At 64.8% G+C, this 26085-nt stretch carries 26 protein-coding genes; 16 read left to right on the top strand and 10 right to left on the bottom strand.

Going from position 1 to position 26085, the window contains the following annotated elements; genetic code table 11:
• Window position 1 precedes the first annotated feature (1 nt).
• The 6 genes from ACZ9A3_RS19340 (at window position 2) to ACZ9A3_RS19315 (ending at window position 6269) form a co-directional block, all read left to right on the top strand.
• Window positions 2-307, top strand: a complete 306-nt coding sequence (locus ACZ9A3_RS19340) for a DUF3649 domain-containing protein (RefSeq protein ID WP_045197184.1) — start codon at window positions 2-4, stop codon at window positions 305-307.
• Window positions 304-1878, top strand: coding sequence for a PepSY-associated TM helix domain-containing protein (locus ACZ9A3_RS19335; protein WP_258715765.1), 1575 nt, complete (start codon window positions 304-306; stop codon window positions 1876-1878). Before ACZ9A3_RS19340 ends, ACZ9A3_RS19335 begins: the two co-directional genes overlap by 4 nt.
• The gene (locus ACZ9A3_RS19330) at window positions 1878-2204 is read left to right on the top strand and encodes a DUF3325 domain-containing protein (RefSeq protein ID WP_476253011.1); all 327 of its coding nucleotides are present in this window, start codon (window positions 1878-1880) and stop codon (window positions 2202-2204) included. Before ACZ9A3_RS19335 ends, ACZ9A3_RS19330 begins: the two co-directional genes overlap by 1 nt.
• Window positions 2205-2226: 22 nt before the next feature.
• Entirely contained in the window at window positions 2227-2790 is a 564-nt protein-coding gene (locus ACZ9A3_RS19325; RefSeq protein WP_476253344.1) for an RNA polymerase sigma factor, read from the top strand.
• Window positions 2787-3761 carry a FecR family protein gene (locus ACZ9A3_RS19320; RefSeq protein ID WP_476253010.1) on the top strand — a complete coding sequence of 325 codons (975 nt, stop codon included), beginning with the start codon at window positions 2787-2789 and terminating at the stop codon, window positions 3759-3761. The genes ACZ9A3_RS19325 and ACZ9A3_RS19320 overlap by 4 nt, the downstream gene beginning before the upstream one ends.
• A 105-nt stretch (window positions 3762-3866) precedes the next feature.
• A complete protein-coding gene (locus tag ACZ9A3_RS19315) occupies window positions 3867-6269 on the top strand; it encodes a TonB-dependent siderophore receptor (RefSeq protein WP_476253009.1) in 2403 nt (800 codons plus the stop codon).
• Here ACZ9A3_RS19315 and ACZ9A3_RS19310 read toward each other — a convergent pair.
• On the bottom strand, window positions 6266-7141 hold the full coding sequence (locus tag ACZ9A3_RS19310) for an AraC family transcriptional regulator (protein ID WP_093379642.1): 876 nt from the start codon (window positions 7139-7141) through the stop codon (window positions 6266-6268). The two genes, ACZ9A3_RS19315 and ACZ9A3_RS19310, sit on opposite strands and share 4 nt — an antisense overlap.
• Before the next feature lie 137 nt (window positions 7142-7278).
• Between ACZ9A3_RS19310 and ACZ9A3_RS19305 the strand changes: the two genes are divergently transcribed.
• A complete protein-coding gene (locus ACZ9A3_RS19305) occupies window positions 7279-8181 on the top strand; it encodes a DMT family transporter (protein ID WP_093379647.1) in 903 nt (300 codons plus the stop codon).
• A 101-nt stretch (window positions 8182-8282) separates the two neighbouring features.
• Here ACZ9A3_RS19305 and ACZ9A3_RS19300 read toward each other — a convergent pair whose 3' ends face one another.
• Window positions 8283-8792 (bottom strand): DUF2165 family protein, encoded by a 510-nt coding sequence (locus ACZ9A3_RS19300; protein WP_093379651.1) that lies wholly within the window; start codon window positions 8790-8792, stop codon window positions 8283-8285.
• Window positions 8793-8962: 170 nt separating this feature from the next.
• Here ACZ9A3_RS19300 and ACZ9A3_RS19295 point away from each other — a divergent pair, with 170 nt between their 5' ends.
• Window positions 8963-9343 carry a hypothetical protein gene (locus tag ACZ9A3_RS19295; RefSeq protein WP_476253008.1) on the top strand — a complete coding sequence of 127 codons (381 nt, stop codon included), beginning with the start codon at window positions 8963-8965 and terminating at the stop codon, window positions 9341-9343.
• On the opposite strand, the gene ACZ9A3_RS19290 is transcribed toward ACZ9A3_RS19295, so the two are convergent.
• A complete protein-coding gene (locus tag ACZ9A3_RS19290; protein ID WP_045197199.1) occupies window positions 9340-10317 on the bottom strand; it encodes a 2-hydroxyacid dehydrogenase in 978 nt (325 codons plus the stop codon). The genes ACZ9A3_RS19295 and ACZ9A3_RS19290 overlap by 4 nt on opposite strands.
• Before the next feature lie 73 nt (window positions 10318-10390).
• Complete coding sequence (locus ACZ9A3_RS19285; RefSeq protein WP_045197201.1) at window positions 10391-11338, bottom strand: LysR family transcriptional regulator; 948 nt, start codon at window positions 11336-11338, stop codon at window positions 10391-10393.
• A gap of 186 nt (window positions 11339-11524) precedes the next feature.
• Here ACZ9A3_RS19285 and ACZ9A3_RS19280 point away from each other — a divergent pair, with 186 nt between their 5' ends.
• From ACZ9A3_RS19280 to ACZ9A3_RS19265, 4 genes are read left to right on the top strand one after another with little or no spacing between them, the layout of a single operon-like run.
• Window positions 11525-13051 (top strand): efflux transporter outer membrane subunit, encoded by a 1527-nt coding sequence (locus tag ACZ9A3_RS19280; protein ID WP_476253007.1) that lies wholly within the window; start codon window positions 11525-11527, stop codon window positions 13049-13051.
• The gene (locus ACZ9A3_RS19275) at window positions 13048-15234 is read left to right on the top strand and encodes an FUSC family protein (protein WP_045197206.1); all 2187 of its coding nucleotides are present in this window, start codon (window positions 13048-13050) and stop codon (window positions 15232-15234) included. Before ACZ9A3_RS19280 ends, ACZ9A3_RS19275 begins: the two co-directional genes overlap by 4 nt.
• Entirely contained in the window at window positions 15224-15424 is a 201-nt protein-coding gene (locus tag ACZ9A3_RS19270; protein WP_028943216.1) for a DUF1656 domain-containing protein, read from the top strand. The genes ACZ9A3_RS19275 and ACZ9A3_RS19270 overlap by 11 nt, the downstream gene beginning before the upstream one ends.
• Before the next feature lie 11 nt (window positions 15425-15435).
• Window positions 15436-16302 (top strand): efflux RND transporter periplasmic adaptor subunit, encoded by an 867-nt coding sequence (locus ACZ9A3_RS19265; RefSeq protein ID WP_093379665.1) that lies wholly within the window; start codon window positions 15436-15438, stop codon window positions 16300-16302.
• A 7-nt stretch (window positions 16303-16309) separates the two neighbouring features.
• Here ACZ9A3_RS19265 and ACZ9A3_RS19260 read toward each other — a convergent pair whose 3' ends face one another.
• Window positions 16310-16762 carry a universal stress protein gene (locus ACZ9A3_RS19260; protein WP_213603301.1) on the bottom strand — a complete coding sequence of 151 codons (453 nt, stop codon included), beginning with the start codon at window positions 16760-16762 and terminating at the stop codon, window positions 16310-16312.
• A gap of 162 nt (window positions 16763-16924) precedes the next feature.
• On the opposite strand from ACZ9A3_RS19260, the gene ACZ9A3_RS19255 reads away from it, so the two are divergent.
• The 4 genes from ACZ9A3_RS19255 (at window position 16925) to ACZ9A3_RS19240 (ending at window position 22028) form a co-directional block, all read left to right on the top strand.
• Entirely contained in the window at window positions 16925-17830 is a 906-nt protein-coding gene (locus tag ACZ9A3_RS19255) for a LysR family transcriptional regulator (protein ID WP_045197211.1), read from the top strand.
• A gap of 111 nt (window positions 17831-17941) precedes the next feature.
• The gene (locus ACZ9A3_RS19250) at window positions 17942-19483 is read left to right on the top strand and encodes an MFS transporter (protein WP_476253006.1); all 1542 of its coding nucleotides are present in this window, start codon (window positions 17942-17944) and stop codon (window positions 19481-19483) included.
• Window positions 19484-19506: 23 nt separating this feature from the next.
• The gene (locus ACZ9A3_RS19245; RefSeq protein ID WP_213603305.1) at window positions 19507-20577 is read left to right on the top strand and encodes an HlyD family secretion protein; all 1071 of its coding nucleotides are present in this window, start codon (window positions 19507-19509) and stop codon (window positions 20575-20577) included.
• A complete protein-coding gene (locus ACZ9A3_RS19240) occupies window positions 20574-22028 on the top strand; it encodes an efflux transporter outer membrane subunit (protein ID WP_258607995.1) in 1455 nt (484 codons plus the stop codon). Before ACZ9A3_RS19245 ends, ACZ9A3_RS19240 begins: the two co-directional genes overlap by 4 nt.
• Window positions 22029-22069: 41 nt before the next feature.
• On the opposite strand, the gene ACZ9A3_RS19235 is transcribed toward ACZ9A3_RS19240, so the two are convergent.
• From ACZ9A3_RS19235 to ACZ9A3_RS19215, 5 genes are all read right to left on the bottom strand, one after another.
• Window positions 22070-22894, bottom strand: a complete 825-nt coding sequence (locus tag ACZ9A3_RS19235; RefSeq protein ID WP_093379686.1) for an SDR family oxidoreductase — start codon at window positions 22892-22894, stop codon at window positions 22070-22072.
• Between the two features lie 33 nt (window positions 22895-22927).
• Window positions 22928-23278, bottom strand: a complete 351-nt coding sequence (locus ACZ9A3_RS19230) for a thioredoxin domain-containing protein (protein WP_093379691.1) — start codon at window positions 23276-23278, stop codon at window positions 22928-22930.
• Window positions 23279-23363: 85 nt separating this feature from the next.
• Window positions 23364-23828 (bottom strand): hypothetical protein, encoded by a 465-nt coding sequence (locus tag ACZ9A3_RS19225; RefSeq protein ID WP_045197219.1) that lies wholly within the window; start codon window positions 23826-23828, stop codon window positions 23364-23366.
• Window positions 23829-23934: 106 nt separating this feature from the next.
• Window positions 23935-25386, bottom strand: coding sequence for a mannose-1-phosphate guanylyltransferase/mannose-6-phosphate isomerase (locus ACZ9A3_RS19220; protein ID WP_045197221.1), 1452 nt, complete (start codon window positions 25384-25386; stop codon window positions 23935-23937).
• Window positions 25387-25419: 33 nt separating this feature from the next.
• The gene (locus ACZ9A3_RS19215; RefSeq protein WP_045197222.1) at window positions 25420-26076 is read right to left on the bottom strand and encodes an alginate O-acetyltransferase AlgF; all 657 of its coding nucleotides are present in this window, start codon (window positions 26074-26076) and stop codon (window positions 25420-25422) included.
• Window positions 26077-26085 lie beyond the last annotated feature (9 nt).

The raw sequence follows: 26085 nt of genomic DNA, 5'->3' as shown, positions 1-26085 counted from the left end.
CATGAAAAGCAAAGCCGCCGGGCTGCCCATCAGCTATCGCCTGGCCGTGACTTCCCGCAGCCTGGCTGCCGTGTTCGGTGGCTACCTGCTGGCGGCCATGGCCAGCGTCTGTATCACCCTGCTGTTGCCGGTTCCGCGTGCCGAGGCGGTGATCAGCGGCATGATGCTGTCGTTCCTGTTCTACCTGGTGGCTTTTCTCTGGTGCTTCGCCTGTCGTAGTGCCTGGCAGGCCTGGCTGGGAGTACTGGTGCCGAGCCTGGTGCTGGCGATGATCAGCGGCCTGGCCTACTGGATGAAAAACCCATGAAAGAGGGCTTTCGCCAGGCCATGGCCTGGTTGCATACCTGGACCGGGCTGATCTTCGGCTGGTTGCTGTTTGCGATTTTCCTGACCGGGACCATGTCCTACTTCAAGGAAGAAATCAGCCACTGGACCCAGCCGGAAGTACCCAGCCGGGCGCTGGATCCGGCGGCCAGCCTGGACCTGGCCCAACGCTACCTGCAAGAGCATGCGCCGACTGCGGGCAGCTGGTTCATCGAGTTGCCCAACGCTCGCGAACCGGCGCTGAGCGTGAGCTGGCCCAAGGCTGGAGGCGGGCGCCGCGACTTCACTTCCAAAACCCTCGACCCTGCCACCGGCGCCGAATTGCAGGCGCGCGAGACCCGTGGCGGCAATTTTTTCTACCGTTTCCATTTCCAGCTGGAGATGCCTCACCCCTGGGGCCGCTGGCTGTCGACCTTTGCCGCGTTCATCATGCTCCTGGGCCTGGTGACCGGGATCATTACCCACAAGAAGATCTTCAAGGAGTTCTTCACCTTCCGCCCGGGCAAGGGCCAGCGTTCCTGGCTCGACGGGCATAACGCCATCGGCGTATTGGTGCTGCCGTTTCACCTGATGATCAGCTACAGCAGCCTGGTGATCTTCATGGCCATGGTCATGCCGGCCAGCATCATCGCCAGCTATGGCGACAACACCCGTGGCTTTTTCAACGACCTGTTCGGCGGCCAGAGCCAGGTCCAGGCCGCCGGCACCGCGGCGCCGTTGCTGCCCTTGCCGCAGCTGTACGCCAAGGTCCAGGAGCAGGCGCCCGGGGCCAATCTTGCCTGGGTCGAGGTACAGAACCCCGGTGACCAGAACGCCCGGGTCCGGTTCGCCCGCCATGCCGGTGACCGCATTGCTCACCAGCGCGGCGGTGGCTGGCTGTTTGACGGGGTTAACGGCACGCTTGAGGGCGGCAGCCAGATCGAGGCCACGCCGGTGCTGATTTCCGGCGGCATGTACGGCCTGCACATGGGCATTTTCGCCGGGCCGTGGCTGCGCTGGCTGTACTTCTTCTTTGGCCTGGCCGGCACCGCAGTGATCGGCACCGGCCTGGTCATGTGGCTGGGCAAGCGCCAGCTCAAGCATGCCAAGAGCGGCACCCAGCCGTTCGAGCTGCGCCTGGTCGAGGTGCTCAACATCGCCAGCATGAGCGGCTTGCTGCTGGGTGTGGCGGCGTTCTTCTGGGCCAACCGCTTGTTGCCGATCGACCTTGAAGGCCGTGCCGACTGGGAGACCAACTGCTTCTTCCTGCTCTGGGCCTTGTCACTGGTGCACGCCATGCTGCGCCGCGGCCGCCGAGCCTGGGCCGAGCAACTGGGCCTCGGCGCGCTGATGTGGGCGGGCTTGCCGCTGCTCAACGGCCTGACCACCGGCCAGGGCCTGAACCACTCGCTCGCCGTCGGCGACTGGGCCATGGCTGGTTTCGACCTGACCGCCTTGGCCAGCGGCCTGTTCCTGGCCTGGGCTGCCAGCAAGATGTGGCGGGCGCCGCTAGTCGCGCCCAAGCGCAAGCCCAAGGCCGCGCCTGGCACGTTGATTGAAAGCGAGGTGAACTGATGCTGGCCATTGCCCTGTTTGGTTTTGCCGGTTTCGCCGCGCTGTGCCTGGCTATGGAGAAACACTACAAGGACCTGCTCGGACAGCCACCGAGCAATGCGCGGCGTGCGGCGCTGCGGGTGGCGGGCTGGGCGCTGCTGGCCCTGGCGCTGTTGTTGGCGGTGCGCCACAGCGGCTGGGCCATGGGCCTGGTCGAGCTGTTCGCGGTGCTGATGGCCGGCGTCACCCTGTGGGTGTTCCTCCTGCCTTACCAGCCGCGCCTGCTGCTGGGCCTGGCGGCGGCCAGCGTGGTGCTGGCGCCATTGACTGCCCTGGCGTCGCTGTAGCTTGGTCAACGAGCCGCTCGATCTGCCCGCCGAAGGTGGCAACGACACCGACGGGGCCAACGGGCGCGCGCGATTTGTGCAGGTGTTTCTCGCCCAACGGGCGCAGATGGAAGCCCTGGTCAGCCGCCGCATCGGCTGCCGGGCCACAGCTTCTGACCTGATCCAGGAGTTGTTCCTGCGCTTCTGGCGCCGGCCGCAGATCAAGGTCGAGGCGCTCGATACCTACCTGCTGCGCTGCGCCGGCAATATCGCCATCGATCACCTGCGCAGCGAAGGTGCCCGCGAGCGGGTCAACGACAGCCTGCAACTGGAGGTGGCCGACGAGCATGTCAGCGCACCGCAAGTGGCCCTGGAGGTAAACAGCGACCTGCAGCGCATCGAGGCGGCGCTGCGCCTGCTGCCCGAGCGTACCCGGCAGATCTTCTTGCTCAACCGCATTCACGGGCGCAAGTACGCCGAGATCGCCAAGGCCATGGGCCTGTCCCAGAGTGCGGTGGAAAAACATATGATGCGCGCACTGGAGGCGTGCAAGGCGAGTATCGAGCTGCCGCCGGCCAGCACCCGCAAGCCAGGGAAAGCACCATGACTGACATCACCGCCGCGCAGCACCAGGCCGCACAGGGCTGGCTGAGCCGGATCAACGAGCAACCGCAACTGGCCGAGCGCGCCGAGTTCAAGCGCTGGTTGCTCGCCCATCCGGCCCATGGCCGCGCCTATGCCCAGGCCCAGGCGTTGTGGCGCCTGAGCGAAGCGCCGGCGAGCCTGTTGGCAGCCGAGGACGACCCGGCCTTGCAAGGCTATTTGCGCGCCATGCAGCAACCGCCAGCGGGGCGCACCTGGCGCCGTGTCGCCACCTTGGCTGCCGCTGCCTGCCTGGTACTGGCGCTGGGCACCGCTGCCGGCTGGCATCCGGCCTACTGGCTGGATGACCTGCAGGCGGATTACGTCACGGCGCCGGGGCAGGTCGAGGAAGTGGTGCTGGCCGACAACTCGCACATGACTCTGGATGCTGGCAGCGCCGTATCGGTAGATTTCAGCGAGGGTCAGCGCCAGGTGACGATCCGCCGTGGCGCGGCGTTCTTTCATGTCACCCACACCGGCGCGCCGTTCGTGGTCGAGGCGGCAAAGGGCGAGACGCGGGTACTCGGCACCCGCTTCGAGGTGCGCAAGCACAATGGCGGCGCGCGGGTCACCGTGCTCGATGGCCGGGTGGCGGTGACCGCCGAGCCCGGGCGCTTGCAGCAACAGCTGAGCGGCGGCCAGCAGGTGGCCTACCGCCACGGCACCGCCAGCGCCGTCGAAGCGGTGGACAGCGAATCGCGCCTGGCCTGGCGCCAAGGCTGGCTCAATTACTACCAGGTGCCGCTGAGCACGGTGATCGACGACCTGGCCCGCTACTATCCAGGGCGCATCATCGTGCTCGACAGCGAACTGGGCAAACGCAAGGTCAGCGGCAGCTTCCCGGCCAGCCAGCCGCTGGCGGCGCTGGATTCGCTCGGCGCGGTGCTGGGCTTCAAGCGCAATACCCTGCTGGAGCGGGTGACGCTGATCCGCTGAAAAATATTTTCAGAAAACTGATGAGGTAAGTTCGCGCGACAACCGTGTAGTGAGTGAAAGTGCGATTCATTCGCATAAACGTCACTCCTTCATAGGTTACCGGTCATGAAGTTCACCCCCTCGGCAGCGCGCAGCTTTTCAATCTGGCTCAGTGTCTCGGCCCTGGCCACAGCGGGCGCATTCCCCCTGGGCGCGGTGGCCGCGCAGCAGGTCTATGTGTTTGCCCAGCCGAGCAAGCCGCTGGTGCAGGCACTCAATGACTTCAGCCGGCTGACCGGGCAAAGCGTGATCTATACCACCGACCTGCCGGCGCTCAACGCCCCGGCCCTGCACGGCAGCCTCAGCGCCGAGCAGGCCCTGCAGCAACTGCTGGGCAATTCCGGTTTTGCCGCACGCCGGGTCGATGCCCGCACCCTGACCCTCGAACCACTCGATGCCGGCGCTGCGCTCAAGCTCGACGCGACCACGGTGAACTCGCAAGTCGATGCCGACTACAGCTACCAGCCGCCAGCCAGCAGCTCGGTGATGCGCAGCCAGGCTTTGATCATGCAGACGCCCCAGGCGATCAACGTGGTGCCGGCCCAGGTGCTCAAGGACCAGACCCCGCGCAACCTCGACGACGCCCTGGCCAATGTCAGCGGCGTGACCCAGGGCAACAACTTCGGCGGCACCCAGGACACGGTGATGAAGCGCGGCTTTGGCGACAACCGTGACGGCTCGATCATGCGCGACGGCATGCCGATCGTGCAGGGCCGCAGCCTCAATGCCAGCACTGAGCGGGTCGAAGTGCTCAAGGGCCCGGCTTCGTTGCTGTATGGCATCCAGGACCCGGGCGGGGTGATCAACGTGGTCAGCAAGCGCCCGCTACTGCAGCAATACAACGCCCTGAACCTGCGCGGCTCGACCTATGGCAGCGGCAAGAACGGCAGCGGTGGCGGCCTGGACAGCACGGGTGCCCTGGGCCAGAGCAACTTCGCCTACCGCCTGGTGCTCGACCATGAAGACGAAGACTACTGGCGCAACTTTGGTACCCACCGTGAATCGCTGGTGGCGCCGTCGCTGGCCTGGTTCGGCGAAGACACCCAGGTGCTGCTGGCCTACGAGCACCGCGAGTTTCTCTACCCGTTCGACCGCGGCACGGCCATCGACCCGCGCACCAACCACCCGCTGGACATCCCCAGCACCCGGCGCCTGGACGAGCCGTTCAACGACATGCAAGGGCGCTCGGACCTTTACCGCCTGGAGGTCGATCATCAGCTTGCGGACGACTGGAAAGCCCACTTCGGCTTCAGCTACAACCGCGAAACCTACGACGCCAGCCAGGTGCGGGTAACCGCCGTCAACGCCGCCCGCGGCACCCTGAGCCGAAGCATGGACGGCACCCGTGGCGCGCTCAGCAGCGACCGTTTCGCCACCGCAAGCCTGGAGGGCAAGGTGCAACTGGCGGGCATGCAGCATGACCTGCTGCTCGGCCTCGACAATGAGTACCGCAAAGTCTACCGCGCCGACCTGATCCGCCAGGGCAGCCTCAGCACTTTCAGTTACCTCGACCCGGTGTATAGCCGCGAAGTTGAGGGCACCAGCGTGCGCGACAGCGACAGCGCACAGACCGACAAGCTGCGCAGCGACTCGTTGTTCTTCCAGGATTCTATCCACCTCGATGAACACTGGATTCTGGTCGCCGGTGCGCGCTACCAGATGTACGACCAGCTCGCCGGGCGCGGGCGGCCGTTCAAGGCCAATACCAACACCAACGGACAGGCCTGGGTGCCGCGGGTGGGGCTGGTGTACAAGGTTGACGAGCAGCTGTCGTTGTACGGCAGCTACAGCGAATCGTTCAAGCCCAACTCCAGCATCGCCCCGCTGACCGGCGGCCTGGTTCTGGATTCGGGGATCGAACCGGAGGAGGGTAAATCCTGGGAACTGGGCGCCAAGCTCGACATGCCGGGGGCGCTGACCGGCACCCTGGCGCTGTTCGACATCCGCAAGCGCAACGTGCTGGTGGCCAACTTCGATTCCGCTACCGGCGACACGCTCTACAGCAACGCCGGCGAGGTGCGCTCGCGCGGCATTGAGCTGGACCTGACCGGGCAGTTGAGCGAGCGCTGGAGCCTGATCGGCAACTATGCCTTCACCGACGCCGAGGTCACCCAGGACCCGACGCTTGAAGGCAATCGCCTGCAGAACGTGGCGCGCCACAGCGGCTCGCTGTCGGCGGTGTATGACGCCGGCAGCCTGTTCGGTGGCGACCGCCTGCGCCTGGGCGCCGGGGCGCGCTATGTCGGCGAGCGGGCCGGCAACGCCGAGAACGATTTCGAGCTGCCGGGCTACACCGTCGCCGATGCCTTCGCCAGTTACGAAACCCGCCTGGACGAACACAAGGTGCGCTTGCAATTGAACGTCAAGAACGTGTTCGACCGCACCTATTACAGCTCGGCGGTGAACCGCAACTTTGTCTCGGTGGGCGATGCGCGCCAGGTCAGCCTGTCCAGCACCCTCGAATTTTAACTGTTGAAGGCCGTCCGGTAGGCGCCGGGCGTTGCTCCCAGGGCCTGGCGGAAGCGGTTGCTGAAATGGCTGGCGCTGGCAAAGCCGCACAGCAGCGCCACTTCGCCCAGCGGCAGTTGGCCATGGCGGAGCAATTGCCGCGCTTTGGCCAGGCGTCGGGCCAGCAGGTACTGGTGCGGCGGCAGGCCGAAGCTTTGACGAAACATTCGCGCGAAGTGGTACTCGGAAAGGTTGCACAGCGTCGCCAGCTCACCAAGGCTCAGCGGCTGATCCAGGTGGCCTTCGACATATTCACTCAGTTGCCGGCGCTGGTGCGCGGCCAGCCCGCCCTTCAGGCGCAGGCCCTGGCGCAGGCCGACCTGGCTGAGCAGGGCGTGGTCGAGAATCTCGTGAGCCAGGCTGCTGGTCAGCAGGCGTTCGGCGGGCTCGTCCCAGTCCAGGGCAATCAACTGACGAAAGCGCCGGGCCTGCTCGGGATCGTCGAGAAAGGTCGCTTCCTGCAATTGCAGCTCGCGCGGTTCGCGGTCCAGCAGGCTGACGCAGCCGAGAGCGAACTGCTCCTGGCTGATATACAGGTGCGCCAGGCGGATCGAGCCGTTGACCACCCAGTGCGAGGCGGAACCGGCGGGCATGATGCACAGTTTGTCGGGCGAGCCGGTGTGGCCGGGGCGGTCGCGGCGAAAGGTGCCGGTGCCGTCGGCGATGTAGCACGACAGGGTGTGATGGCTGGGCGCTTCGTAGTCGCGGGCGTCGTGGCGGTTGTTCCACAGGGCTGCCGCCAGGCCGTCCCCCAGGTGCGCGCTGTGTTCCAGGCGGGCATGGGGTGAGTCGTGCATGGCTTTGAAAACTTGCAGCTGGTCCAACGGCGTCATGGTCGCTACCTCTGTTGGCCATCCTACTCCGCCACGTCCGGGCTGACAGCTGCTGCCTGCGCAAAAGCGCAAGAATGTGCAAGTGCCACTGGCGGGGACGGCTGCACACTGGTGGCCTGGAATTGAGGAGTGCCGCCATGAACCTGTCGTTATACCTGCTCACTGTGCTGATCTGGGGCACCACCTGGATTGCCTTGAAGCTGCAACTGGGGGTGGTCGCCATCCCGGTGTCGATCGTCTACCGCTTTGCCCTGGCGGCGCTGGTGCTGTTTGTCATTCTGCTGCTCAGCCGCCGCCTGCAACCGATGAACCGTCGCGGTCACATGATCTGCCTGGCTCAGGGCTTGTGCCTGTTCTGCGTCAACTTCATGTGCTTTCTGACCGCCAGCCAGTGGATTCCCAGCGGCCTGATCGCCGTGGTGTTCTCTACCGCGACCTTGTGGAACGCGCTGAATGCGCGGGTGTTCTTCGGCCAGAAGGTGGCCGCCAATGTGCTGGCCGGTGGCGCCCTCGGCTTGGCCGGGCTGGGCCTGTTGTTCTGGCCCGAGCTGTCCGGGCATGCCGCCAGCCGTGAAACCATCATCGGCCTGGGCCTGGCGCTGCTGGGAACCCTGTGCTTTTCGGCCGGCAACATGCTCTCCAGCCTGCAACAAAAAGCCGGTTTGCGCCCGCTGACCACCAATGCCTGGGGCATGCTCTATGGCGCCAGCATGCTTGGCCTGTATTGCCTGGTCAGCGGTATTCCGTTCGCCATGGAATGGAACACGCGCTACATCGGTTCGCTGATGTACCTGGTGATTCCGGGCTCGGTGATCGGCTTTACCGCCTACCTGACTCTGGTCGGGCGCATGGGCCCGGAGCGGGCCGCTTACTGCACGGTGTTGTTCCCGCTGGTGGCGCTGAACGTCTCGGCGTTCTATGAGGGTTATCAATGGACGGCACCGGCGCTGGCAGGCCTGGTGCTGGTGATGCTGGGCAATGTGCTGGTGTTTCGCAAACCCCGGCCCAAGGTGGTCGAGCCGGTGGTGGCCTTGCGGTAGCTATCGCACCGAACCTGTGGGAGCGGGCTTGCCCCGCGATGAGGCCGGTACAGCCAGCCCACAGGGGCCGGCTCAAGCAGGAGCATTGTTGGCAACCGGCCTCAATCATCTATTTTGAGGCTGATGAAAATCAGCGTGGCGAACAGAAAGTCGACGATCCGCCCCGCAGTGGCCAGGGCGTTCCACTGCGTGGATTGCCACATGGCAAACCATTCACCGCCTACCACCTGGAAGAACAGGTACCAGATCAGCAGCCCCAGCAGGCAACCGGCAACGGCGAAGCGCTTGGCCTTGTGAAAGTGTCGGGCGTCGGCACATCGGTGTTTGAACATCTGCCAGGCACCGACTACGAAGCACAAGGTACAGAGGACCTGGGCGGCAATGATCAACCAGTAGAACAGGTGGTGCAGAGGCGGCGAGGTGATTGAGCGGTAGAGCAGGGCATTGCCCGGGAAGGTCGTGTCCATGCTCAAGGTGTGTTGGACGAAGACAAAGTTGCTGGCGTAGTCGGTGAGGTTGCCGAATACCACTAGCGCACCGAAGATCCCAATGAACGCTGTGAGCAGTATTTTGCCGAGGCGGATCAATCCGTGAGTCGAGAAGGTTTCCATGCTGTTGGTGACCTTAGGCTAAACACGCTTATGGAGTCTCAAATTTCAGGTTCGTTACAGCGATGTAGCCGTTGCAGCTGATTAGCGGTACCTGGCAAAAATGCCAGGTTTCAAGGGCGTGCCAAAGGCGTAGCTTGCACAACACATCCGCCGCGTTCGAGGCAACGGTCATGGAAGTGATGATGGGTAAGTCCAATAAACCGTTGGTCGCGCCGTCCACGCTCAAAGATGCGAGCTGGACGGTCAGCCTTTCCCAGGTGGACGAGGCGGGGCTGACGCTCAGTGGTTACGCCTTGCCAGGCTTGCAGGGCTCTCAAGGGGCAACCTTGCTGCTTGGCTGGATTGGCTTTCCACCGGGAGGGGCGCCGGAAACCTACGGTGACTCGCTTGCGATCGAGCGTTGGGAAGATTACCGAGGGCACGACTTCGTACTGCCCAGGCGCTATTTGCAAAGCGCGCTGGGCGGTACTGGTGTGCTGTTTTTCGATCTCTCGGTGCTCAGCCTGCCGTCGCAGATTTCACCACTGGTAACGGTAAGGGTGGTTGATTAGGCCGACTTCCACACCTGCGGATTGACCAGATCCCGTGGCCGTTCACCGAGCAAGGCGCTGCGCAGGTTATCAATCGCCCGATTGGCCATGGCCTCGCGGGTTTCAGCGGTAGCCGAACCTACATGCGGCAAGGTCAGGGCGTTTTTCAGCTGGAACAGCGGTGATTCGGCCAGCGGCTCCTTCTCGTAGACATCCAGCCCGGCGCCGCGAATAGTGCCGGCCTGCAAGGCTTCGACCAGCGCCGCTTCATCGACCACCGGCCCACGGGAGACGTTGATCAGAAACGCGCTGGGTTTCATCAGTTGCAGTTCGCGACTGCTGATCAGGTGTTTGGTCTGCGCGCCCAGTGGCACCACCAGGCAGACGAAATCAGCTTCAGCCAGCAGTTCATCGAGGCTGCGGTACTGCGCGCCGAGTTCCTGCTCCAGCGCCGGCTTGCGGCTGTTGCCGCTGTAGATCACCGGCATGTTGAAACCGAAGCGCCCGCGCCGGGCGATGGCCGCGCCGATATTGCCCAGGCCGACGATGCCCAGGGTCTTGCCGTGCACGTCGCTGCCGAACTGCGCCGGGCCGACGGTGGCTTGCCATTGCCCGGCCTTGGTCCAGGCATCCAGCTCGGCGACCCGCCGCGCCGCACCCATGAGCAGGGCAAAACCGAGGTCGGCAGTACTTTCGGTAAGCACGTCGGGGGTGTTGGTCAGGGCGATGCCGCGCTGGTTGAAGTAGGCCAGGTCATAGTTGTCATAGCCCACCGAGACGCTGGCGACCACTTCCAGCTTGCTGGCGTTTTCCAGCTGCGCCTGGCCGAGTTTGCGGCCGACGCCGATCAGGCCATGCGCTTGGGGCAGGGCTTGGTTGAACTGGGCGCTGATGTCGCCGAGCTTGGGGTTCGGCACGATCACGTTGAAGTCTTGCTGCAGGCGTTCGACCATCGCCGGGGTGATGCGGCTGAAGGCAAGGACGGTCTTTTTCATCGGCGAAATCTCTGCGGGCGGTGGAGAATTGGTAGCACGCTATCATTCTCCACCACCGCTGTGCAGCAAGATTTCAGGTGGCGATGCGCAGTTCGTGGGTTTTCAGGTCCGCTTCATGGGCGGCGAGAATTTCCGGCAGCGAGTTGCGCAGGTACTCGACCCAGGTCTTGATCTTGGCATCCAGGTACTGGCGCGACGGGTAGATCGCGTACAGGTTCAGCTCCTGCAGGCGGTACTCGGGCATTACCCGCACCAGCGAGCCATCGCGCAGGCCCTCTATGGCCGAGTAGATCGGCAGCACGCCAACGCCCATGCCGCTGCGGATCGCGGTTTTCATCGCATCGGCGGAGTTCACCTGGAACGGCGCCTGGGTGATGTTCACCACTTCCTGGCCTTCGGGCCCGTCGAACAGCCATTTTTCCAGCGGGATCACCGGGCTGACCATGCGCAGGCAGGCGTGGTTGAGCAGGTCACTGGGCTTGTGGGCGATGCCGTGGCGCTTCACGTATTCGGGCGATGCGCAGACGATGCTGTAGGTAATGCCCAGGCGCTGGGAGACGAAGCCCGAGTCTGGCAGCTCGCTGGCCAGCACGATCGACACGTCGTAGCCCTCGTCGAGCAGGTCCGGCACGCGGTTGGCCATGGTCAGGTCGAAGGTCACGTCCGGGTGGGTTTCGCGGTAGCGGGCGATGGCATCGATGACGAAATGCTGGCCGACTCCGGTCATCGAATGCACCTTGAGCTGCCCGGCCGGGCGCGCATGGGCGTCGCTGGCTTCGGCTTCGGCTTCTTCGACGTAGGTGAGGATCTGTTCGCAGCGCATCAGGTAGCGCTTGCCGGCTTCGGTCAGGGCAATGCGCCGGGTGGTGCGGTTGAGCAAGCGGGTTTGCAGATGGGCTTCAAGATTGGAGACCGCCCGCGACACGTTGGCGGTGGTCGTATCCAGTTGCACGGCCGCGGCAGTGAAGCTGCCGACTTGCGCGACGCAACTAAAAGCACGCATGTTTTGCAGGGTGTCCATGGGTCGCTCTCAAAGTAGACGACAAATTGTGACATGAAGTAACCGGGGCGGTCTTCAGACTAAAGCCGGATTATCGCTGTTTTCGTAACAAAGATTCGCAGTAATGCACGCTTATCGCCAGTGCGGCGGCCCCCTAGAATTGCCTCTCCAAGCGTCATCCACCTTCTACGTCGGGAATTCGCAGCTGTGCCGCGTCGCATTATCAGAGCGCTCAATGCGCTCAGTGCCTGTGCCTTTAGCTTGACCTTGAGCGGCTGTATCGGAACCTGGGGCATTGCCCCGCAAAGCAAGACGCTGCAAGCCAATACCCTGACCACCGACGCGGCCATCCGTGAAGCCGCCCTCGACGCCCACTGGCCCGAGCAGCAATGGTGGCGGGCCTACGGCGACCCGCAACTCGATCGCTGGATCGCCCTGGCCGTACACGACAGCCCCAGCATGGCCATGGCCGCCGCCCGTGTGCGCGAAGCCAGGGCCATGGCCGGGGTGGTCGAGTCGGCGGAGAAACTGCAGGTCAACGGCCAGTCGACGCTCAAGCGCCACAACTGGCCGGAAGACCAGTTCTATGGCCCCGGCGCACTGTCGGGTTCCAACACCTGGGACAACAATGCGGCATTGGGCTTCAGTTACGCCCTCGACCTCTGGGGCCGCGAGCGTAATGCCAGCGAGCAGGCCGTGGACATGGCCCACGTGAGCGTGGCCCAGGCCCGTCAGGCCCAGCTCGAGCTGCAGAACAACATCGTCAAGGTCTATATCCAGCTGTCGCTGCACTTTGCCCAGCGCGATATCGTCAAGGCCGAGCTTGAGCAGCAGGAGCAGATCCTGGCCTTGGCCGAACGGCGCCTGGCCGGCGGTATCGGCACCCATTTCGAAGTCAGCCAGGCGCAGACGCCGCTGCCGGAAACCCGCCGCCAGCTCGATGCCCTGAATGAAGAAATCGCCCTGGCGCGTAATCAACTGGCGGCGTTGGCCGGCAAAGGGCCGGGGCAGGGCGCGCAGTTGCAGCGCCCGCAACTGGCCCTGGGTACCGCGTTGAAGCTGCCCTCGGCGTTGCCCGCCGAACTGGTCGGCCAGCGCCCGGACGTGGTCGCCAGCCGCTGGCAGGTGGCGGCTCAAGCCCGTGGTATCGATGTCGCCCATGCCGGTTTCTTCCCCAATGTCGACCTGGTCGGTGGTCTCGGCTTCATGGCCACCGGTGGCGGCGCGCTGGAGTTTCTGACCGGGCGCAAATTCAACTACAACGTCGGCCCGGCGATCAGCCTGCCGGTGTTCGACGGCGGCCGCCTGCGCTCGCAGCTGGGGGTTGCCTCGGCCGGTTACGACATCGCCGTGGCGCGCTACAACCAGACCGTGGTCGAGGCGCTCAAGGGCATTTCCGACCAGCTGATTCGTCGTGAGTCGATGAACGAGCAGCAGCACTTTGCCGCCGAGTCGGTGGCTTCGGCGCAAAAAACCTACGACATCGCCATGATCGCTTTTCAGCGCGGCCTGACCGATTACCTCAATGTGCTCAACGCGCAAACCCAGTTGTTCCGCCAGCAGCAGATCCAGCAGCAGGTCCAGGCTGCGCGCCTGAGTGCCCATGCCGAGCTGGTTACTGCCCTGGGCGGCGGCCTGGGCGCGGGTAGCGATGTGCCCGGCGAAGACCGTCAGCAGGCGCCGAAGACCCCGGCGACCCTGGCGATTTTCGATAAGCCGGTTCACGCCCAATGAGCGCGCTGACCCTGCCGTTTCGCTGGCTGGCCACCCTGGAGTGGCGTCGCGGGTTCTTTGAATGGCTGCGCACCGACGGGGTGACCTGGGTGTACATCTTCAAGGTCCTCAGCGCCGCCTTCCTGACCCTGTGGCTGGCCATGCGCCTGGAGTTGCCGCAACCGCGCACGGCGATGATCACCGTGTTCATCGTCATGCAGCCGCAGAGCGGCCATGTGTTCGCCAAGAGCTTCTACCGGCTGCTCGGCACCCTGGCCGGCTCTTCGATGATGGTCGCGCTGATCGCCCTGTTTCCGCAAAACACCGAGCTGTTCCTGCCGAGCCTGGCGATCTGGGTCGGCCTGTGTTCGGCCGGTGCCATGCGCTACCGCACCTTCCGCGCCTATGGTTTCGTGCTCGCCGGTTATACCGCGGCGATGGTCGGCTTGCCGGCCCTGCAGCACCCCGACGGCGCGTTCATGGCCGCCGTGTGGCGGGTGCTGGAGATCTCCCTGGGGATTCTGGTCTCGACCCTGGTCAGCGCCGCGATTTTGCCGCAGTCGGCCAGTGCCTCGATGCGCAACGCCCTGTACCAGCGCTTCGGCGTGTTCGCCGGTTTCGTTGCCGAGGGTCTGCGTGGCGACAGCCAGCGCGACCGCTTCGAAAGCAGCAACGTGCGTTTTATCGCCGAGGCCGTGGGCCTGGAGAGCCTGCGCAGCGTTACCGCCTTCGAAGACCCGCACATGCGCCGGCGCAACGGTCGCCTGGGGCGGATGAACAGCGAATTCATGGCCATCACCACGCGCTTCAACGCCTTGCACCAGTTGCTTGAGCGCCTGCGTTTGCGTGGGCCGCTGCAGATCGTCACCGCCATCGAACCCGGGCTCACCGCCCTGGCCGAGCTGCTCGACGGTTATGCCGGGCGCGGCCTCACCGAGCGCGATGCGGCGCGCCTGGCCGAGCAACTGGCGGCCTACAAGGAAGGCTTGCCGGAGCGCGTGCGCACGCTGCGCGCGGCCTATGTCGAAAGCGGCCCGAGCGACGCCGACCTGCTGGATTTTCACACCGCCTATGAGCTGCTGTACCGCTTCGTCGACGACATGCACAGCTACGCCCAGACCCACGCCTCGCTGACCGAACACAACCATGCCCGCGAGCAGTGGGATGAGCCCTATGTCGCGCAGACCAACTGGATGGCTTCGCTGGCCGCCGGTGTGCGCGCTTCGTTCATTTTGCTGGTGCTGGGCAGTTTCTGGATTCTTACCGCCTGGCCGAGCGGGGCGATGATGACATTGATCGCCGCCGCCACCGTCGGCCTCTCGGCGGCGACGCCGAACCCCAAGCGCATGTCGTTCCAGATGGCCTGCGGCACTTTGTTCGGCGCCTTTGTCGGCTTCTTCGAAACCTTCTTCGTGTTCCCCTGGATCGACGGTTTCCCGTTGCTGTGCCTGGTGCTGGCGCCGGTGTTCGTGTTCGGTGCGTTCCTCGCCTCGCGCCCGGCCTATGCCGGTTATGGCCTGGGCCTGCTGATCTTTTTTGCCACCGGTTCCGTGCCCGACAACCTGACCATCTACAACCCCTACAACTTCATCAACGACTACATCGCCATGGTCATCGGCATGCTGGTCTGCGCCGCTGCCGGGGCGATCATCCTGCCGCCCAACAGCCGCTGGTTGTGGAGCCGCCTGGAGCAGGACCTGCGCGCCCAGGTGCTGTATGCAATTACCGGGCGCCTGCGCGGCCTGGGTTCGAGCTTCGAAAGCCGCACCCGCGACCTGCTGCACCAGGCCTATGGCCTGGCGGTCGGCCAGCCGTTGGTGCAGAGCAAGCTGCTGCGCTGGATGTTCGTGGTGCTTGAGGTTGGCCACGCGATCATCGAGCTGCGCAAGGAACAGGCAATCTTGCCAGTGCACCCGTGCTATGCCGAATCGCAGCCCTGGCGCCAGGCCATCCGGGTCATGGGCCGGGCGTTGGCGCGGCTGTTCATGCAACCGAGCGCCAGCAACCACGAGCGCGCCCTGGTGGCGGTGGATCACGCCATCAGCCGCGTACAGGCCACCGACGAGCCGTTCGCCCGCCACTTCGACACCTCGGCCCTGCGCCGGGTGCAGAGCTACCTGCACTTCATCCGTACTTCGTTGCTCGACCCTCAGTCGCCGCTGGCCGAACTGGCCCCGGCCAAAGGACTGCCCCATGCCTCGTGAAATCGCCTTCCATGGCGTCTACATGCCGACCATGACCTTGATGTTCCTGTTCGCCGCCGGGCTTGCCTGGGGCCTGGACCGGTTCATCGCCAGCCATGACGGCTACCGCTTTTTCTGGCACCCGGCGCTGCTGCGCCTGTGCCTGTTTATCTGCCTGTTCGGATCCATGGCCCTGACTCTCTACCGTTGAGACCCCTGTTGATGAAAAAGTTTTTCAGCCTGATCGCCACCTTGCTCGTGCTGGCCGCTGCCGTGGTGATCGGTCGCCAGCTCTGGGTGCATTACATGAACACGCCCTGGACCCGTGACGGGCGGGTGCGCGCCGATATCATCAACGTCGCCGCCGACGTGCCGGGCTATGTGGTCGACGTGCCGGTGCGCGACAACCAATTGGTGAAGAAGGGCGACGTGCTGCTGCAGATCGACCCCGAGCATTACCAGGTGGCGGTCCGCCAGGCCCAGGCGCTGGTCGCCTCGCGCAAGGCCACCTGGGAGATGCGCAAGGTCAACGCCCATCGCCGCGCCGACATGGACAACCTGGTGATCTCGCGGGAGAACCGTGACGATGCCAGCAACATCGCCAACTCGGCGCTGGCCGATTACCAGCAGGCCCAGGCCCAGCTGGCGGCGGCCGAGCTGGACCTCAAGCGAACCCGGATCCTCGCCACGGTCGATGGCTATGTCACCAACCTCAACGTTCATCGCGGCGATTACGCGCGCACCGGCGAGGCGAAGATGGCGGTGGTCGACAAGGACTCGTTCTGGGTTTATGGCTTTTTCGAAGAAACCAAGCTGCCGCACGTGCGCGTGGGTGACCAGGCCGAGCTGCAGATGATGAGCGGCGAGCGGCTCAAGGGCCATGTCGAGAGCATCTCGCGCGGTATCTATGACCGCGACAACCCTGAAAGCCGAGAATTGATCGCCGACGTCAACCCGACCTTCAACTGGGTGCGCCTGGCCCAGAGGGTGCCGGTGCGGATTCACATCGATGAAGTGCCGGAAGGCTTTTTACTGGCGGCGGGGACCACCTGCACGGTGGTGGTCAAGCCGGCTCGGAAAGAAGGCTAAAAGCGCCTCAAGCCTGACGCGAATCCACCAGCACCGGGCAACTGACCTGATCAATCACCTTATTGCTGATCGACGGGTCGAGCAATCGCCCGAGGCGGTTCAAGTGCCGGTGGCCGATGATGATCAGCTCGCACTCAAGCGCGCGGGCAGCAGTCACGATGGCCGCCACCGGCTCGCCCGGCACCAGCCTGCCTTCGCTCTCGAAGCCCAGCGCCCGCAGGTTCTCCAGGGCCTGGCGCACGGCCTGGACGGCATGGCGCTGCTCATCGGTGGCCGCCGGGTATTCCTGCTGCTCGTACAGGCTGATCGCCCCCGGGCCGTCGCTCAGGGCGAAGGCGCTGTCGATGGCCAGCACCACCTGCAGGCGATGGCAGTTGGGCAAACAGTACTGTTGCGCGAGCTCGACCAGGCCCTGGGAGGCGGGCGATCCATCGATGGCAATCAATACGGGGCTGAGCATGGGCGGCTTCTCTGGGCGGCAGTCGAGCCGGCTATTGTTGAGGATCGGCGGCCTGCGGATAAATGGCCTGGCATGCACTGTGTAGTTGCGTGACGCGCAACCCGATGGCCGCTGCCGAGCTGTTAAGATCGGCCCTTGTTTACCCGTCATGGATGCCTGGCAATGCAGATCCCGGATATGAACCTGTTGGTCGCTCTCGATGCCCTGCTTGATGAGGGCAGTGTGGTCGGCGCAGCGCGGCGCATGAACCTCAGCCCGGCGGCCATGAGCCGGACCCTGGGGCGAATCCGCGAGGCCATCGGCGACCCGATCCTGGTCCGCGCCGGCCGTGGCCTGGTGCCGACGCCGCGGGCGCTGGCCCTGCACGAGCAGGTGCGGGCCCTGGTCGAGCAGGCCGGGCTGGTGTTTCGCAGCCGCGAAGAAGTCGACCTGGCAACCCTCGACCGGGCCTTCAACATCCGCACCAACGACCTGTTCATCGCCCTGTATGGCGCGCAACTGCTGCAGATGATGCACGAGCAGGCGCCGCACACCGTGCTGCGTTTTGTCCCGGAAGGCGGTGGTGACGATGATGCGGTGCTGCGCGACGGCGGCACTGACCTGATCGTCAGCTCGACCATCGACCTGGGCCCCGAGATCAAGATGCAGAGCCTGTTCAACACCATCTACGTCGGCCTGGCGCGCCAGGATCACCCGATCTTCGAGGCCGAAATCACCCCCCAGCGCTTTGCCGCCTACCCGCAGATCAGCGTCTCGCGCCGCGGCCGCGCCAACGGCCCGATCGATGTCGAGCTGGCCAACTACAAGGTGCAGCGGCGGGTGGCGCTGATCACCCCGAGCTTTCATTCGGCGATGTTCTCCTTGCCTGACTCCGACCTGTTGCTGCCGATGCCGGCCAATATCCTCAGCAGCGTGACCAAGCTCGGCCTGCCGCTGCGCTCGTTCCACATCCCGTTGCCACTGGAACGGGTGACGGTGATGCAGGCCTGGCACCCGCGTTTTGACAACGACCCGGCCCACCGCTGGCTGCGCCAGACCCTCAAGGCGTGCTGCAGCGAGCAACGCTGAACCAGTCGATTGCGTTTGCTGCACTAGTAAACTGCCAATATGTCAGTTTTCGTAAGCATTGCCCCTTCATAGACTTGCGCCGGTTCTTTTGTTTGTCCGGAGATGTCTGTGATGAGTTCGCTGACCGCGACTCCTTTACCTGTGCTGCCCCGACCGGTTGCCGCTACGGCAGCGCCGGCAGCTTTTGGCACGCGCATTCTGGTCGGCCTGCTCGGGGTACTGCTGGCGGTGCTCTGCGCCGGCCTCAACGAGATGGTCACCAAAGCCTCGCTGGCCGATATCCGTGGTGGCATGTTCATCGGCGCCGATGAGGGCGCCTGGCTGATCGCGGTGTATTCGGCGGCGTCGGTCTCGGCCATGGCCTTTTCGCCGTGGCTGGCGGCGACCTTTTCCCTGCGCCGTTTTACCCTGTGCGCCATTGCCGTGTTTGCCCTGCTCGGGCTGGTGCAGCCGTATGCGCCCAACCTGTCCAGCCTGATGCTGCTGCGCACCTTGCAGGGCCTGGCATCGGGGGCGTTGCCGCCGATGCTGATGAGCGTCGCCCTGCGTTTCCTGCCGCCGGGGATCAAGGTCTACGGCCTGGCCGGCTATGCCTTGACCGCGACCTTCGGGCCCAACCTGGGCACGCCGCTGGCCGGGTTGTGGACTGAATATGTCGGCTGGCAGTGGGCGTTCTGGCAGATCATTCTGCCGTCATTGCTGGCAATGGCCTGTGTTGCCTGGGGCCTGCCCCAGGACCCGCTGCGCCTGGAGCGCTTCAGGCAGTTCGACTGGCGCGGGCTGCTGCTCGGCCTGCCGGCCATCTGCACGCTGGTGATCGGCCTGACCCTGGGGGATCGCATGGGCTGGTTCGACTCGCCGCTGATCTGCTGGCTGCTCGGCGGCGGCCTGGTGCTGCTGGTGCTGTTCCTGTGCAACGAGTGGTCCGAGCCGCTGCCATTCTTCAAGCTGCAGATGCTCAAGGTGCGCAACCTGACCCACGCCCTGGTGACCCTGTTCGGCGTGCTGATCGTGCTGACGGCAGTGATCATCATCCCCTCCAGCTACCTGGCGCAGATCCAGGGTTACCGCCCGGCGCAGACCGGCCCGCTGATGCTGCTGGTGGCCTTGCCGCAGTTGCTGGCGCTGCCGCTGGTGGCGGCGCTGTGCAACATTCGCGCAGTGGATTGCCGCTGGGTGCTGGCGGCGGGGCTGGGCATGTTGTCGCTGTCGTGCGCGCTGGGCACCCAGCTCACCAGCGTGTGGATTCGCGACAACTTCTACCTGCTGCAACTGCTGCACATCTTCGGCCAGCCGATGTCGGTGATCCCCTTGCTGATGCTGGCCACCGGCGGCATGACCCCACAGGACGGGCCGTTTGCCTCGGCCTGGTTCAACACGGTCAAGGGCCTGGCTTCGGTGGTTGCGGCCGGCTTGATCGAGGCGCTGACCACCGTGCGCCGGCATTTTCACTCCAATGCGCTGGTCGACAGCCTGGGCAATTCGCCGCTGGCCGACAGCAGCGCCCCGGGCCTGGCCAGGCGCATCCATGAACAAGCCCTGGTGCTGACCTCGGCCGATCTTTACCTGTGCATGGCACTGCTGGCTGCGGCGCTGATTGTACTGATTCCTTTTGTGCCTACCCGGATCTACCCACCGCGCGCGGTGGCCTAGGTTTGCGGATTTGAGAGAAAGACATGACCACGACAACAACTCACCGAAAAACCGCCTTGATCGTCGCCGCCCTGGTGGTGGCAGGGATTGCCGGCGTGTTCGGCCCGATGCTGCTGGGCCACGACAGCGCGCAGAGCACCAACGACGCCTACGTGTCTGCCGACTACACGGTGATCGCACCGAAGGTGGCCGGCTTTATCAAGCAGGTGCTGGTGGAGGACAACCAGCAGGTCAAGGCCGGCCAGTTGCTGGCGCAGATCGACGACCGCGACTACCAGGCGGCGCTGGCGGCGGCGCAGGCGCAACTGCTGGTGTCCAGCGCGCAAAGCCACAACGCCCGGGCGACCCTCGAGCGCCAGGCCTCGCTGATCGACCAGGCCCAGGCCGCGGTCAGTGCCGACCAGGCTGAGCTGGCCTTCGCCAATCACGAACTGACCCGCCACAGCCGCCTGGCCGAGCAGGGCGCCGGTACCGTGCAGAACGCCCAGCAGGCGCGCAGCCGGGTTGATCAGGCGCGGGCGCGGCTGGCCAACTCGCAGGCGGCGCTGGCGGCGGCGCGCAAGCAGGTGGATATCCTCAGCGCCCAGGTCGACAGCGCCGAAGGGGGCTTCAAACATGCCCAGGCAAGCCTTGAGCGGGCGCAACTGGACCTGTCGTACACGCGCATCGTCGCACCCATCGACGGCATGGTCGGCGAGCGCGCGCTGCGCGTTGGCGCCTACGTCAACCCGGGGGCGCGGTTGCTGTCGGTGGTGCCGCTGGAGCACGCCTATGTGCTCGGCAACTTCCAGGAAACCCAACTGACCCACGTGCAACCCGGGCAGCCGGTGCAGATCCGCGTGGACACCTTCGCCGATGAATACCTGCACGGGCGGGTCGAGAGCATCGCCCCGGCTACCGGTGTCACCTTCGCGGCGGTCAAGCCGGACAACGCCACCGGCAACTTCACCAAGGTGGTGCAGCGCATTCCGGTGAAAATTGTCTTCGACGCCAACCAGCCATTGCTGGATCGCCTGCGGGTCGGCATGTCGGTGGTGGCCACGATCGATACCGGCGCGAGCCTGAGTACCGGTAAAGAGGTCAGCGCCCGATGAAACCTGCATTCGCCCTTTGCCCGCTGCTGCTGAGCCTGCTGGCCGGCTGCAGCCTGGGCCCGGATTTCAGCGCGCCTGACAGCCATGCCCCGGCCGCATGGCCGGCGCTGCAGGAAACCCCCGCCGCCAGTCAGGCCCAGGCCACACCGCTGGAGCAGCGCTGGTGGGAAAGCTTTCACGACCCCAAGCTCAGTGCCCTGATCGAGCGCGCCAGCCAGCGCAACCTCGACCTGCAGATCGCCAGCGCGCGCTTGCTGCAAAGCCGCGCGCTGCGCATGAGCATCGCTTCCGAGCAAACCCCGTCGGTTGATCTGGGCGGCGGATACAGCCGGGCGCGCAACAGTGCCGAAGGCCTCAACGACCCGTCCGGCAACGGCGGCAAGTCGGCCTTCAACCTCTGGCAGGGCGACTTTACCGCCAGTTGGGAGCTTGACCTCTGGGGCCGCGTACGCCGCCAGGTCGAAGCCGCCGACGCGGTGGTCGAAGTCGCCGAGAACGACCGCCGTGGCGTGCTGTTGTCGCTGCTGGCCGAGACCGCCGGCAACTACATCCAGCTGCGAGCGGTGCAGAGCACCCTGGCCGTCACCCGGGAGAACCTTGAGGTTTCGCGGCACAGCCTGCGCCTGTCGCAAATGCGCCTGCGCGACGGGGTAGCCACCGCCCTCGATGTGGCCCAGGCCAGTGCTCAGGTCGCCTCGGTCGAGGCCCGCCTGCCGACCCTGGAAGAGCGCCAGGCACAATTGATCAACGCCCTCGGCCTGTTGCTGGCCGAGCCGCCACGCAGCCTGCAGGCCGAATTGCTGGAGCCAGGCGCGATGCCGACGCCGCAGCAACGCTTTGCCATCGGCGTGCCGTCGGAGCTGGCCGAGCGGCGCCCGGACATTCTTCAGGCCGAGGCCCAGCTGCATGCCGCCACCGCCAGTATCGGGGTGGCCAAGGCGGATTTTTATCCGAGCATCCGCTTGTCGGGCAATGTCGGTTTGCAGTCACTGCAGTTGTCGGATTTCGGCAGCTGGGATGCGCGTCGATTCGCCATCGGCCCGCAACTGAACTTGCCGATTTTCGAAGGCGGGCGCCTGCGCGGCGTGCTCAAGTTGCGCGAAGCCCAGCAGCAGGAAGCGGCCCTGCGCTACCAGCAGGTGGTACTGCGCGCCTGGCACGAAATCGACGATGTGCTGCGCCTGTACAACGCCAGCCAGTTGCGTCGCGACCTGCTCGAAGAGGCCGTGCGCCAGAACCGCATCGCCCTGCAGACCGCGCAGCAGCAGTATGTCGAGGGCGCCGTGGACTTTCTCAATGTACTCAGCGTGCAGGGCGCCTTGCTGGCCAGCCAGGAGCAGTGGGTCGAAAGTTCGGCGGCGGTGTCCCAGGCCCTGGTTGGCTTGTACAAGTCGCTGGGCGGTGGATGGCAGCCGTTCAGCGAGCCGTTGCAGACCGCCGCCCAGGGGTGATCGTTGCGCGGTCATGCACCCGGCGTGCTGCGCTCGATCGCCTAGAGCGCGCGGTCCAGGCCGAAGCGTTTTTTCAGCACGCGCTGCAGCAAGCCCCGCGGCAGCCAGTTTTGCAGCAGCGGCAAGGCGCGGCTGCCATTGCCCAGGCGTACCAGCGCCGCCGGCTCTGGCTGGCGCACGGCCTTGAGGACATCGCGGGCGAAGTCGGCCGCTGGGGTCGGTTTGTCCTGGGAGGCGCGTGAGCGGGCACGGATGCCTTCGCGCAGCGGCCACCACGGCGATTGTTCACCGATCAGTTGTTCGGCTTCGTGCCCGGCGTTGCTGGCGAATTGCGAGGCAATTGCGCCAGGCTGTACTTCCATGACCCGTATGCCAAAGGGCGCCACTTCCAGGCGCAAGGCTTCGCTCAGGGCGTGCACGGCCGCCTTGGAGGCGCAGTAGGCGCCGGCGAACGGCGTGACCAGTACCCCGGAAACACTGCCGATATTCACCACCAGGCCTTTGTTGCGGCGTAGCGCCGGGAACAATGCGCGGGTGACCCCGACCACGGCGAACACATTGGTTTCGAATTGCCGGCGCATCGCCTCGGCGCCGCCATCGAGCAGCGGCCCCATGGCGCCGTAGCCGGCGTTGTTGATCAGTACATCGAGGCCCTGGCCGTGCTGTTCCAGTTCACCGGCCAGTTGCGTCAGCGCCTGCTGGTCATTGACGTCCAGTTGGCGGGCATTGAAGCCGCTGGCGGCCAGGCGGTCTACGTCCTCGGCCTTGCGCGCCGTGGCCCAGACCTCGAAACCGGCATTCTTGAAGGTCTCGGCCAAAGCCAGACCGATACCGCTGGAGCATCCGGTGATCAACACGCTGGGCATGAGCTGCTGTCCTTGAGCAGTGGGGGTACTGGATCATAGTTCAGCAATCAGCGTTTTCAATGCATTTTCCAACCGATCGGTGCAAATGCCGGTCCAGAGCTGGCGTTGGCTTGCCCTGTCATACAGCAGTTGAGTGGGCACGTGGGTGACCTGGGTGTCGAGGGACAACGTTTGAAAGGCAGCGAATGTCAGCTGGTAGAAGTCAACCCGGTCCCGATAGCCGTTATCGGCCAGGGTTGTCACGTTGCGCTTGGCATCGGCACATGCCGGGCAGGTGTCCGAATACACCAGGATCACCACGGGCCTGGCCAGCGGTTGATGATGATTGATCCGTTCGAACAGTTGCTTGAACTGGTCCTGAACCGCTGGCGATGTATCGACCATGACCTTACTCCGCTAGGCAGTGAAGTACGCGGAGTCATTCAACAGGATTTTGCCGCTTGGGTAACCTGGCAAAAATACCAGGTGCTCAGTCGGCGAAGCTGCCTTGCAGGTGCTCGGCGCGGTAGTCGACGCTCTGTGGCCGGTAGCCGGAACGCAGTGGCGGCAACGGCAGGCACTCCTGCCAGCTGGCGCCGGGCTGCAGCTCGCCGGGGCCGCGGTAGCGCGGGGCGGCGTAGGTGTTCTCAGCGAGGTTGACAGTATCGCCCGGGGCATAGGCCGCGACCCGCCAGCGCAGCTCCACCAGTGGCACCGGGTTGCCGTTGTTGATGTGCACCTGCAGCGGGCGATCGGCCGGGCATTGCTCCGGGGCGTAGGTCAGGCGCAGCTCCAGGTGGGCCAGTTGCCTGGCTTCGCGGTTGTCCAGCCAGACCACCCACAACGCCACCAGGCCCAGGCCGAACAGTGCCGCCAGCGAAATCGGCAGGGCTTTGGCCGGGTAGCGCAGCAGCAGGACCAGCCAGGTGAGGATGAGCAGGGCGCCGATGAACATGGAGCGAACCTTGTGGGTGGGGGTGCTTTCATCCTAACCAAAAAGCATCGCGGGGCAAGCCCGCTCCCACAATGTGTAGGAGCGGGCTTGCCCCGCGATTGGGGTTTTACTGCGCGATGGTCTTGATCGAGATCCCGCGCTCGATCGGCGTCGAGCGTCCGTAGATATCTTCAAAGCGCTCGATATCGTCCTCGCCCAGGTAGCTGCCCGACTGCACTTCGATGATCTCCAGGGGGATCTTGCCCGGGTTACGCAGGCGGTGCACCGAAGCGATCGGGATGTAGGTGGACTGGTTTTCGGTGAGCAGGAACACGTTCTCGTCGCAGGTCACCTCGGCAGTGCCGGACACCACGATCCAGTGCTCGGCGCGGTGGTGGTGCATCTGCAGCGACAGGCTGGCACCGGGCTTGACGGTGATGTGCTTGACCTGGAAACGCCCGCCCATGTCCACCGAGTCGTACGAGCCCCACGGTCGGTACACCTCGCAGTGGTTCTGGGTTTCGCTGCGGCCTTGTTCGTTGAGGGTGTTGACCAGTTGCTTGACGCCCTGGACCTTGTCCTTGTGGGCAATCATCATGGCGTCCTTGGTCTCGACCACGACGATGTTCTCAAGGCCGATCACCGATACCAGCTTGCCGTTGCCGTGGATCATGCAGTTGTGGCTGTCCTGGACCACCACGTCGCCCTTGGTGACGTTGCCGTTGTGGTCTTTTTCATGCACATCCCACAGCGACGACCAGCAGCCGACATCGCTCCAGCCCGCCGACAGCGGCACCACGCAGGCGCGCTGGGTCTTTTCCATCACCGCGTAGTCGATGGAGTTGTCCGGGCAGCAGGCGAAGGTGGCTTCGTCGATGCTCAGGTTATCGCCGTCTTCCTCGCTGCGCTCCAGGGTCAGCAGACAGGTGTCGTAGATATCGGCGTCGTGCTTTTTCAGCTCTTCGAGGAAGCGGCTGGCGCGGAACAGGAACATGCCGCTGTTCCAGAAGTAGCCACCGGCCCGGACGAACTCGGCGGCGCGTTTTTCATCCGGTTTCTCGACGAACTGCGCCACCCGGCTGACGCCTTCGGGCAGCAGCACGTCCTGGCTCGACTTGATGTAGCCGTAGCCGGTTTCCGGCTTGGTCGCCGGCACCCCGAACAGCACCATCTCGCCGCGCTCGGCGGCCACGGTGGCCAGGGCCAGGGCCCGTTGCAGGGCTTTCTGGTCGTCGATCACATGATCGGCCGGGAGCACCAGCATCAGCTCGTCACGGCCTTCGTTAACCAGCTTCATCGCGGTCAGTGCCACTGCCGGCGCGGTGTTGCGGCCGAAGGGCTCCATGAGGATGCCCTGGGTTTGAAGTTTGAGGCTTTGCAGCTGCTCGCTGACGATGAACTTGTGGTCTTTGTTGCAGACCACGATGGGCGCGTCCATGCCGTCGAACACCAGGCGCGAGAGGGTTTGCTGGAACAGGGTGTGTTCACCGGTCAGGGCCAGGAACTGCTTGGGAAACTGCTTGCGCGACAGCGGCCACAGACGCGAACCGCTACCACCGGACAGAATGACTGGAATCATGGGTGTTCTCCAAAAATAGAAATAGGCAGGTGGTTAACGGGTGGATACCGGGCGCTTGACCCAGACCGGCGACAGGCTGCTGCCGGAACCGGTCACGTACAGCACCGCTGCTTCGCCGCGCTCCAGAGCCACAGGCTTCAGATCGCTGACTTTTTTATCGCCTTCATACAGCGCCAGGCTGACCTTGACTGGGTTGATCTCGCGCTCGCCACGGGCCTTGGCGGCCACCGGCTTGACCACTTCGGTCTTGCCGTCGGCGGTCTTCAGGGTCAGGGCCTGGCTACTGAGGTTCTGTACCCGCACCAGGGATTTCTGCTTGTTCTTGAACGGTGGCTCCTCGACCAGTTGCGGCTGGCCCGAGGCGTTGTTGACCAGGGTGTAGTAGTGATCGGCGGCGAGCTTGACCGGCAGGCTCTGGCTGCCGACCTTGGCGCTGTAATCGCCCTGGGGCATGAAGCTGAAGTCACTGCTGCCCTGGGCTGCCACTTCGCTGATCTGGGTGTTGCCAACGCTGGCGCTCACTGGCTGGGCGCCGGCGTTGTAGATGCGCACGAAGGTCGAGCCTTTCGGCGCGGTCGGGCCATACAGCGCGGCGTCGGCGCCGGCCAGGGCTTGCAGCGAGAGCAGGCTGAGGCCGGCGGCCAGGGCGCAGGCTTTGGCGATGCGCAGCTTTTGGGTATGCAAGGTCATGTGCGTTTC

This window comes from Pseudomonas sp. TE4620 (genome assembly GCF_056279045.1).
Note: the sequence above shows the minus strand (reverse complement) of the source record. Positions and strands in the feature narration are given on the sequence as shown.

What these genes read in the sequence shown, in the direction of transcription:
- ACZ9A3_RS19340 (WP_045197184.1), top strand. Translation starts at nt 2, where the DNA reads ATGAAAAGCAAAGCCGCCGGGCTGCCCATCAGCTATCGCCTGGCCGTG.
- ACZ9A3_RS19335 (WP_258715765.1), top strand. Translation starts at nt 304, where the DNA reads ATGAAAGAGGGCTTTCGCCAGGCCATGGCCTGGTTGCATACCTGGACC.
- ACZ9A3_RS19330 (WP_476253011.1), top strand. Translation starts at nt 1,878, where the DNA reads ATGCTGGCCATTGCCCTGTTTGGTTTTGCCGGTTTCGCCGCGCTGTGC.
- ACZ9A3_RS19320 (WP_476253010.1), top strand. Translation starts at nt 2,787, where the DNA reads ATGACTGACATCACCGCCGCGCAGCACCAGGCCGCACAGGGCTGGCTG.
- ACZ9A3_RS19315 (WP_476253009.1), top strand. Translation starts at nt 3,867, where the DNA reads ATGAAGTTCACCCCCTCGGCAGCGCGCAGCTTTTCAATCTGGCTCAGT.
- ACZ9A3_RS19310 (WP_093379642.1), bottom strand. Translation starts at nt 7,141, where the DNA reads ATGACGCCGTTGGACCAGCTGCAAGTTTTCAAAGCCATGCACGACTCA.
- ACZ9A3_RS19305 (WP_093379647.1), top strand. Translation starts at nt 7,279, where the DNA reads ATGAACCTGTCGTTATACCTGCTCACTGTGCTGATCTGGGGCACCACC.
- ACZ9A3_RS19300 (WP_093379651.1), bottom strand. Translation starts at nt 8,792, where the DNA reads ATGGAAACCTTCTCGACTCACGGATTGATCCGCCTCGGCAAAATACTG.
- ACZ9A3_RS19295 (WP_476253008.1), top strand. Translation starts at nt 8,963, where the DNA reads ATGGAAGTGATGATGGGTAAGTCCAATAAACCGTTGGTCGCGCCGTCC.
- ACZ9A3_RS19290 (WP_045197199.1), bottom strand. Translation starts at nt 10,317, where the DNA reads ATGAAAAAGACCGTCCTTGCCTTCAGCCGCATCACCCCGGCGATGGTC.
- ACZ9A3_RS19285 (WP_045197201.1), bottom strand. Translation starts at nt 11,338, where the DNA reads ATGGACACCCTGCAAAACATGCGTGCTTTTAGTTGCGTCGCGCAAGTC.
- ACZ9A3_RS19275 (WP_045197206.1), top strand. Translation starts at nt 13,048, where the DNA reads ATGAGCGCGCTGACCCTGCCGTTTCGCTGGCTGGCCACCCTGGAGTGG.
- ACZ9A3_RS19270 (WP_028943216.1), top strand. Translation starts at nt 15,224, where the DNA reads ATGCCTCGTGAAATCGCCTTCCATGGCGTCTACATGCCGACCATGACC.
- ACZ9A3_RS19265 (WP_093379665.1), top strand. Translation starts at nt 15,436, where the DNA reads ATGAAAAAGTTTTTCAGCCTGATCGCCACCTTGCTCGTGCTGGCCGCT.
- ACZ9A3_RS19260 (WP_213603301.1), bottom strand. Translation starts at nt 16,762, where the DNA reads ATGCTCAGCCCCGTATTGATTGCCATCGATGGATCGCCCGCCTCCCAG.
- ACZ9A3_RS19255 (WP_045197211.1), top strand. Translation starts at nt 16,925, where the DNA reads ATGCAGATCCCGGATATGAACCTGTTGGTCGCTCTCGATGCCCTGCTT.
- ACZ9A3_RS19250 (WP_476253006.1), top strand. Translation starts at nt 17,942, where the DNA reads ATGAGTTCGCTGACCGCGACTCCTTTACCTGTGCTGCCCCGACCGGTT.
- ACZ9A3_RS19245 (WP_213603305.1), top strand. Translation starts at nt 19,507, where the DNA reads ATGACCACGACAACAACTCACCGAAAAACCGCCTTGATCGTCGCCGCC.
- ACZ9A3_RS19240 (WP_258607995.1), top strand. Translation starts at nt 20,574, where the DNA reads ATGAAACCTGCATTCGCCCTTTGCCCGCTGCTGCTGAGCCTGCTGGCC.
- ACZ9A3_RS19235 (WP_093379686.1), bottom strand. Translation starts at nt 22,894, where the DNA reads ATGCCCAGCGTGTTGATCACCGGATGCTCCAGCGGTATCGGTCTGGCT.
- ACZ9A3_RS19230 (WP_093379691.1), bottom strand. Translation starts at nt 23,278, where the DNA reads ATGGTCGATACATCGCCAGCGGTTCAGGACCAGTTCAAGCAACTGTTC.
- ACZ9A3_RS19225 (WP_045197219.1), bottom strand. Translation starts at nt 23,828, where the DNA reads ATGTTCATCGGCGCCCTGCTCATCCTCACCTGGCTGGTCCTGCTGCTG.
- ACZ9A3_RS19220 (WP_045197221.1), bottom strand. Translation starts at nt 25,386, where the DNA reads ATGATTCCAGTCATTCTGTCCGGTGGTAGCGGTTCGCGTCTGTGGCCG.
- ACZ9A3_RS19215 (WP_045197222.1), bottom strand. Translation starts at nt 26,076, where the DNA reads ATGACCTTGCATACCCAAAAGCTGCGCATCGCCAAAGCCTGCGCCCTG.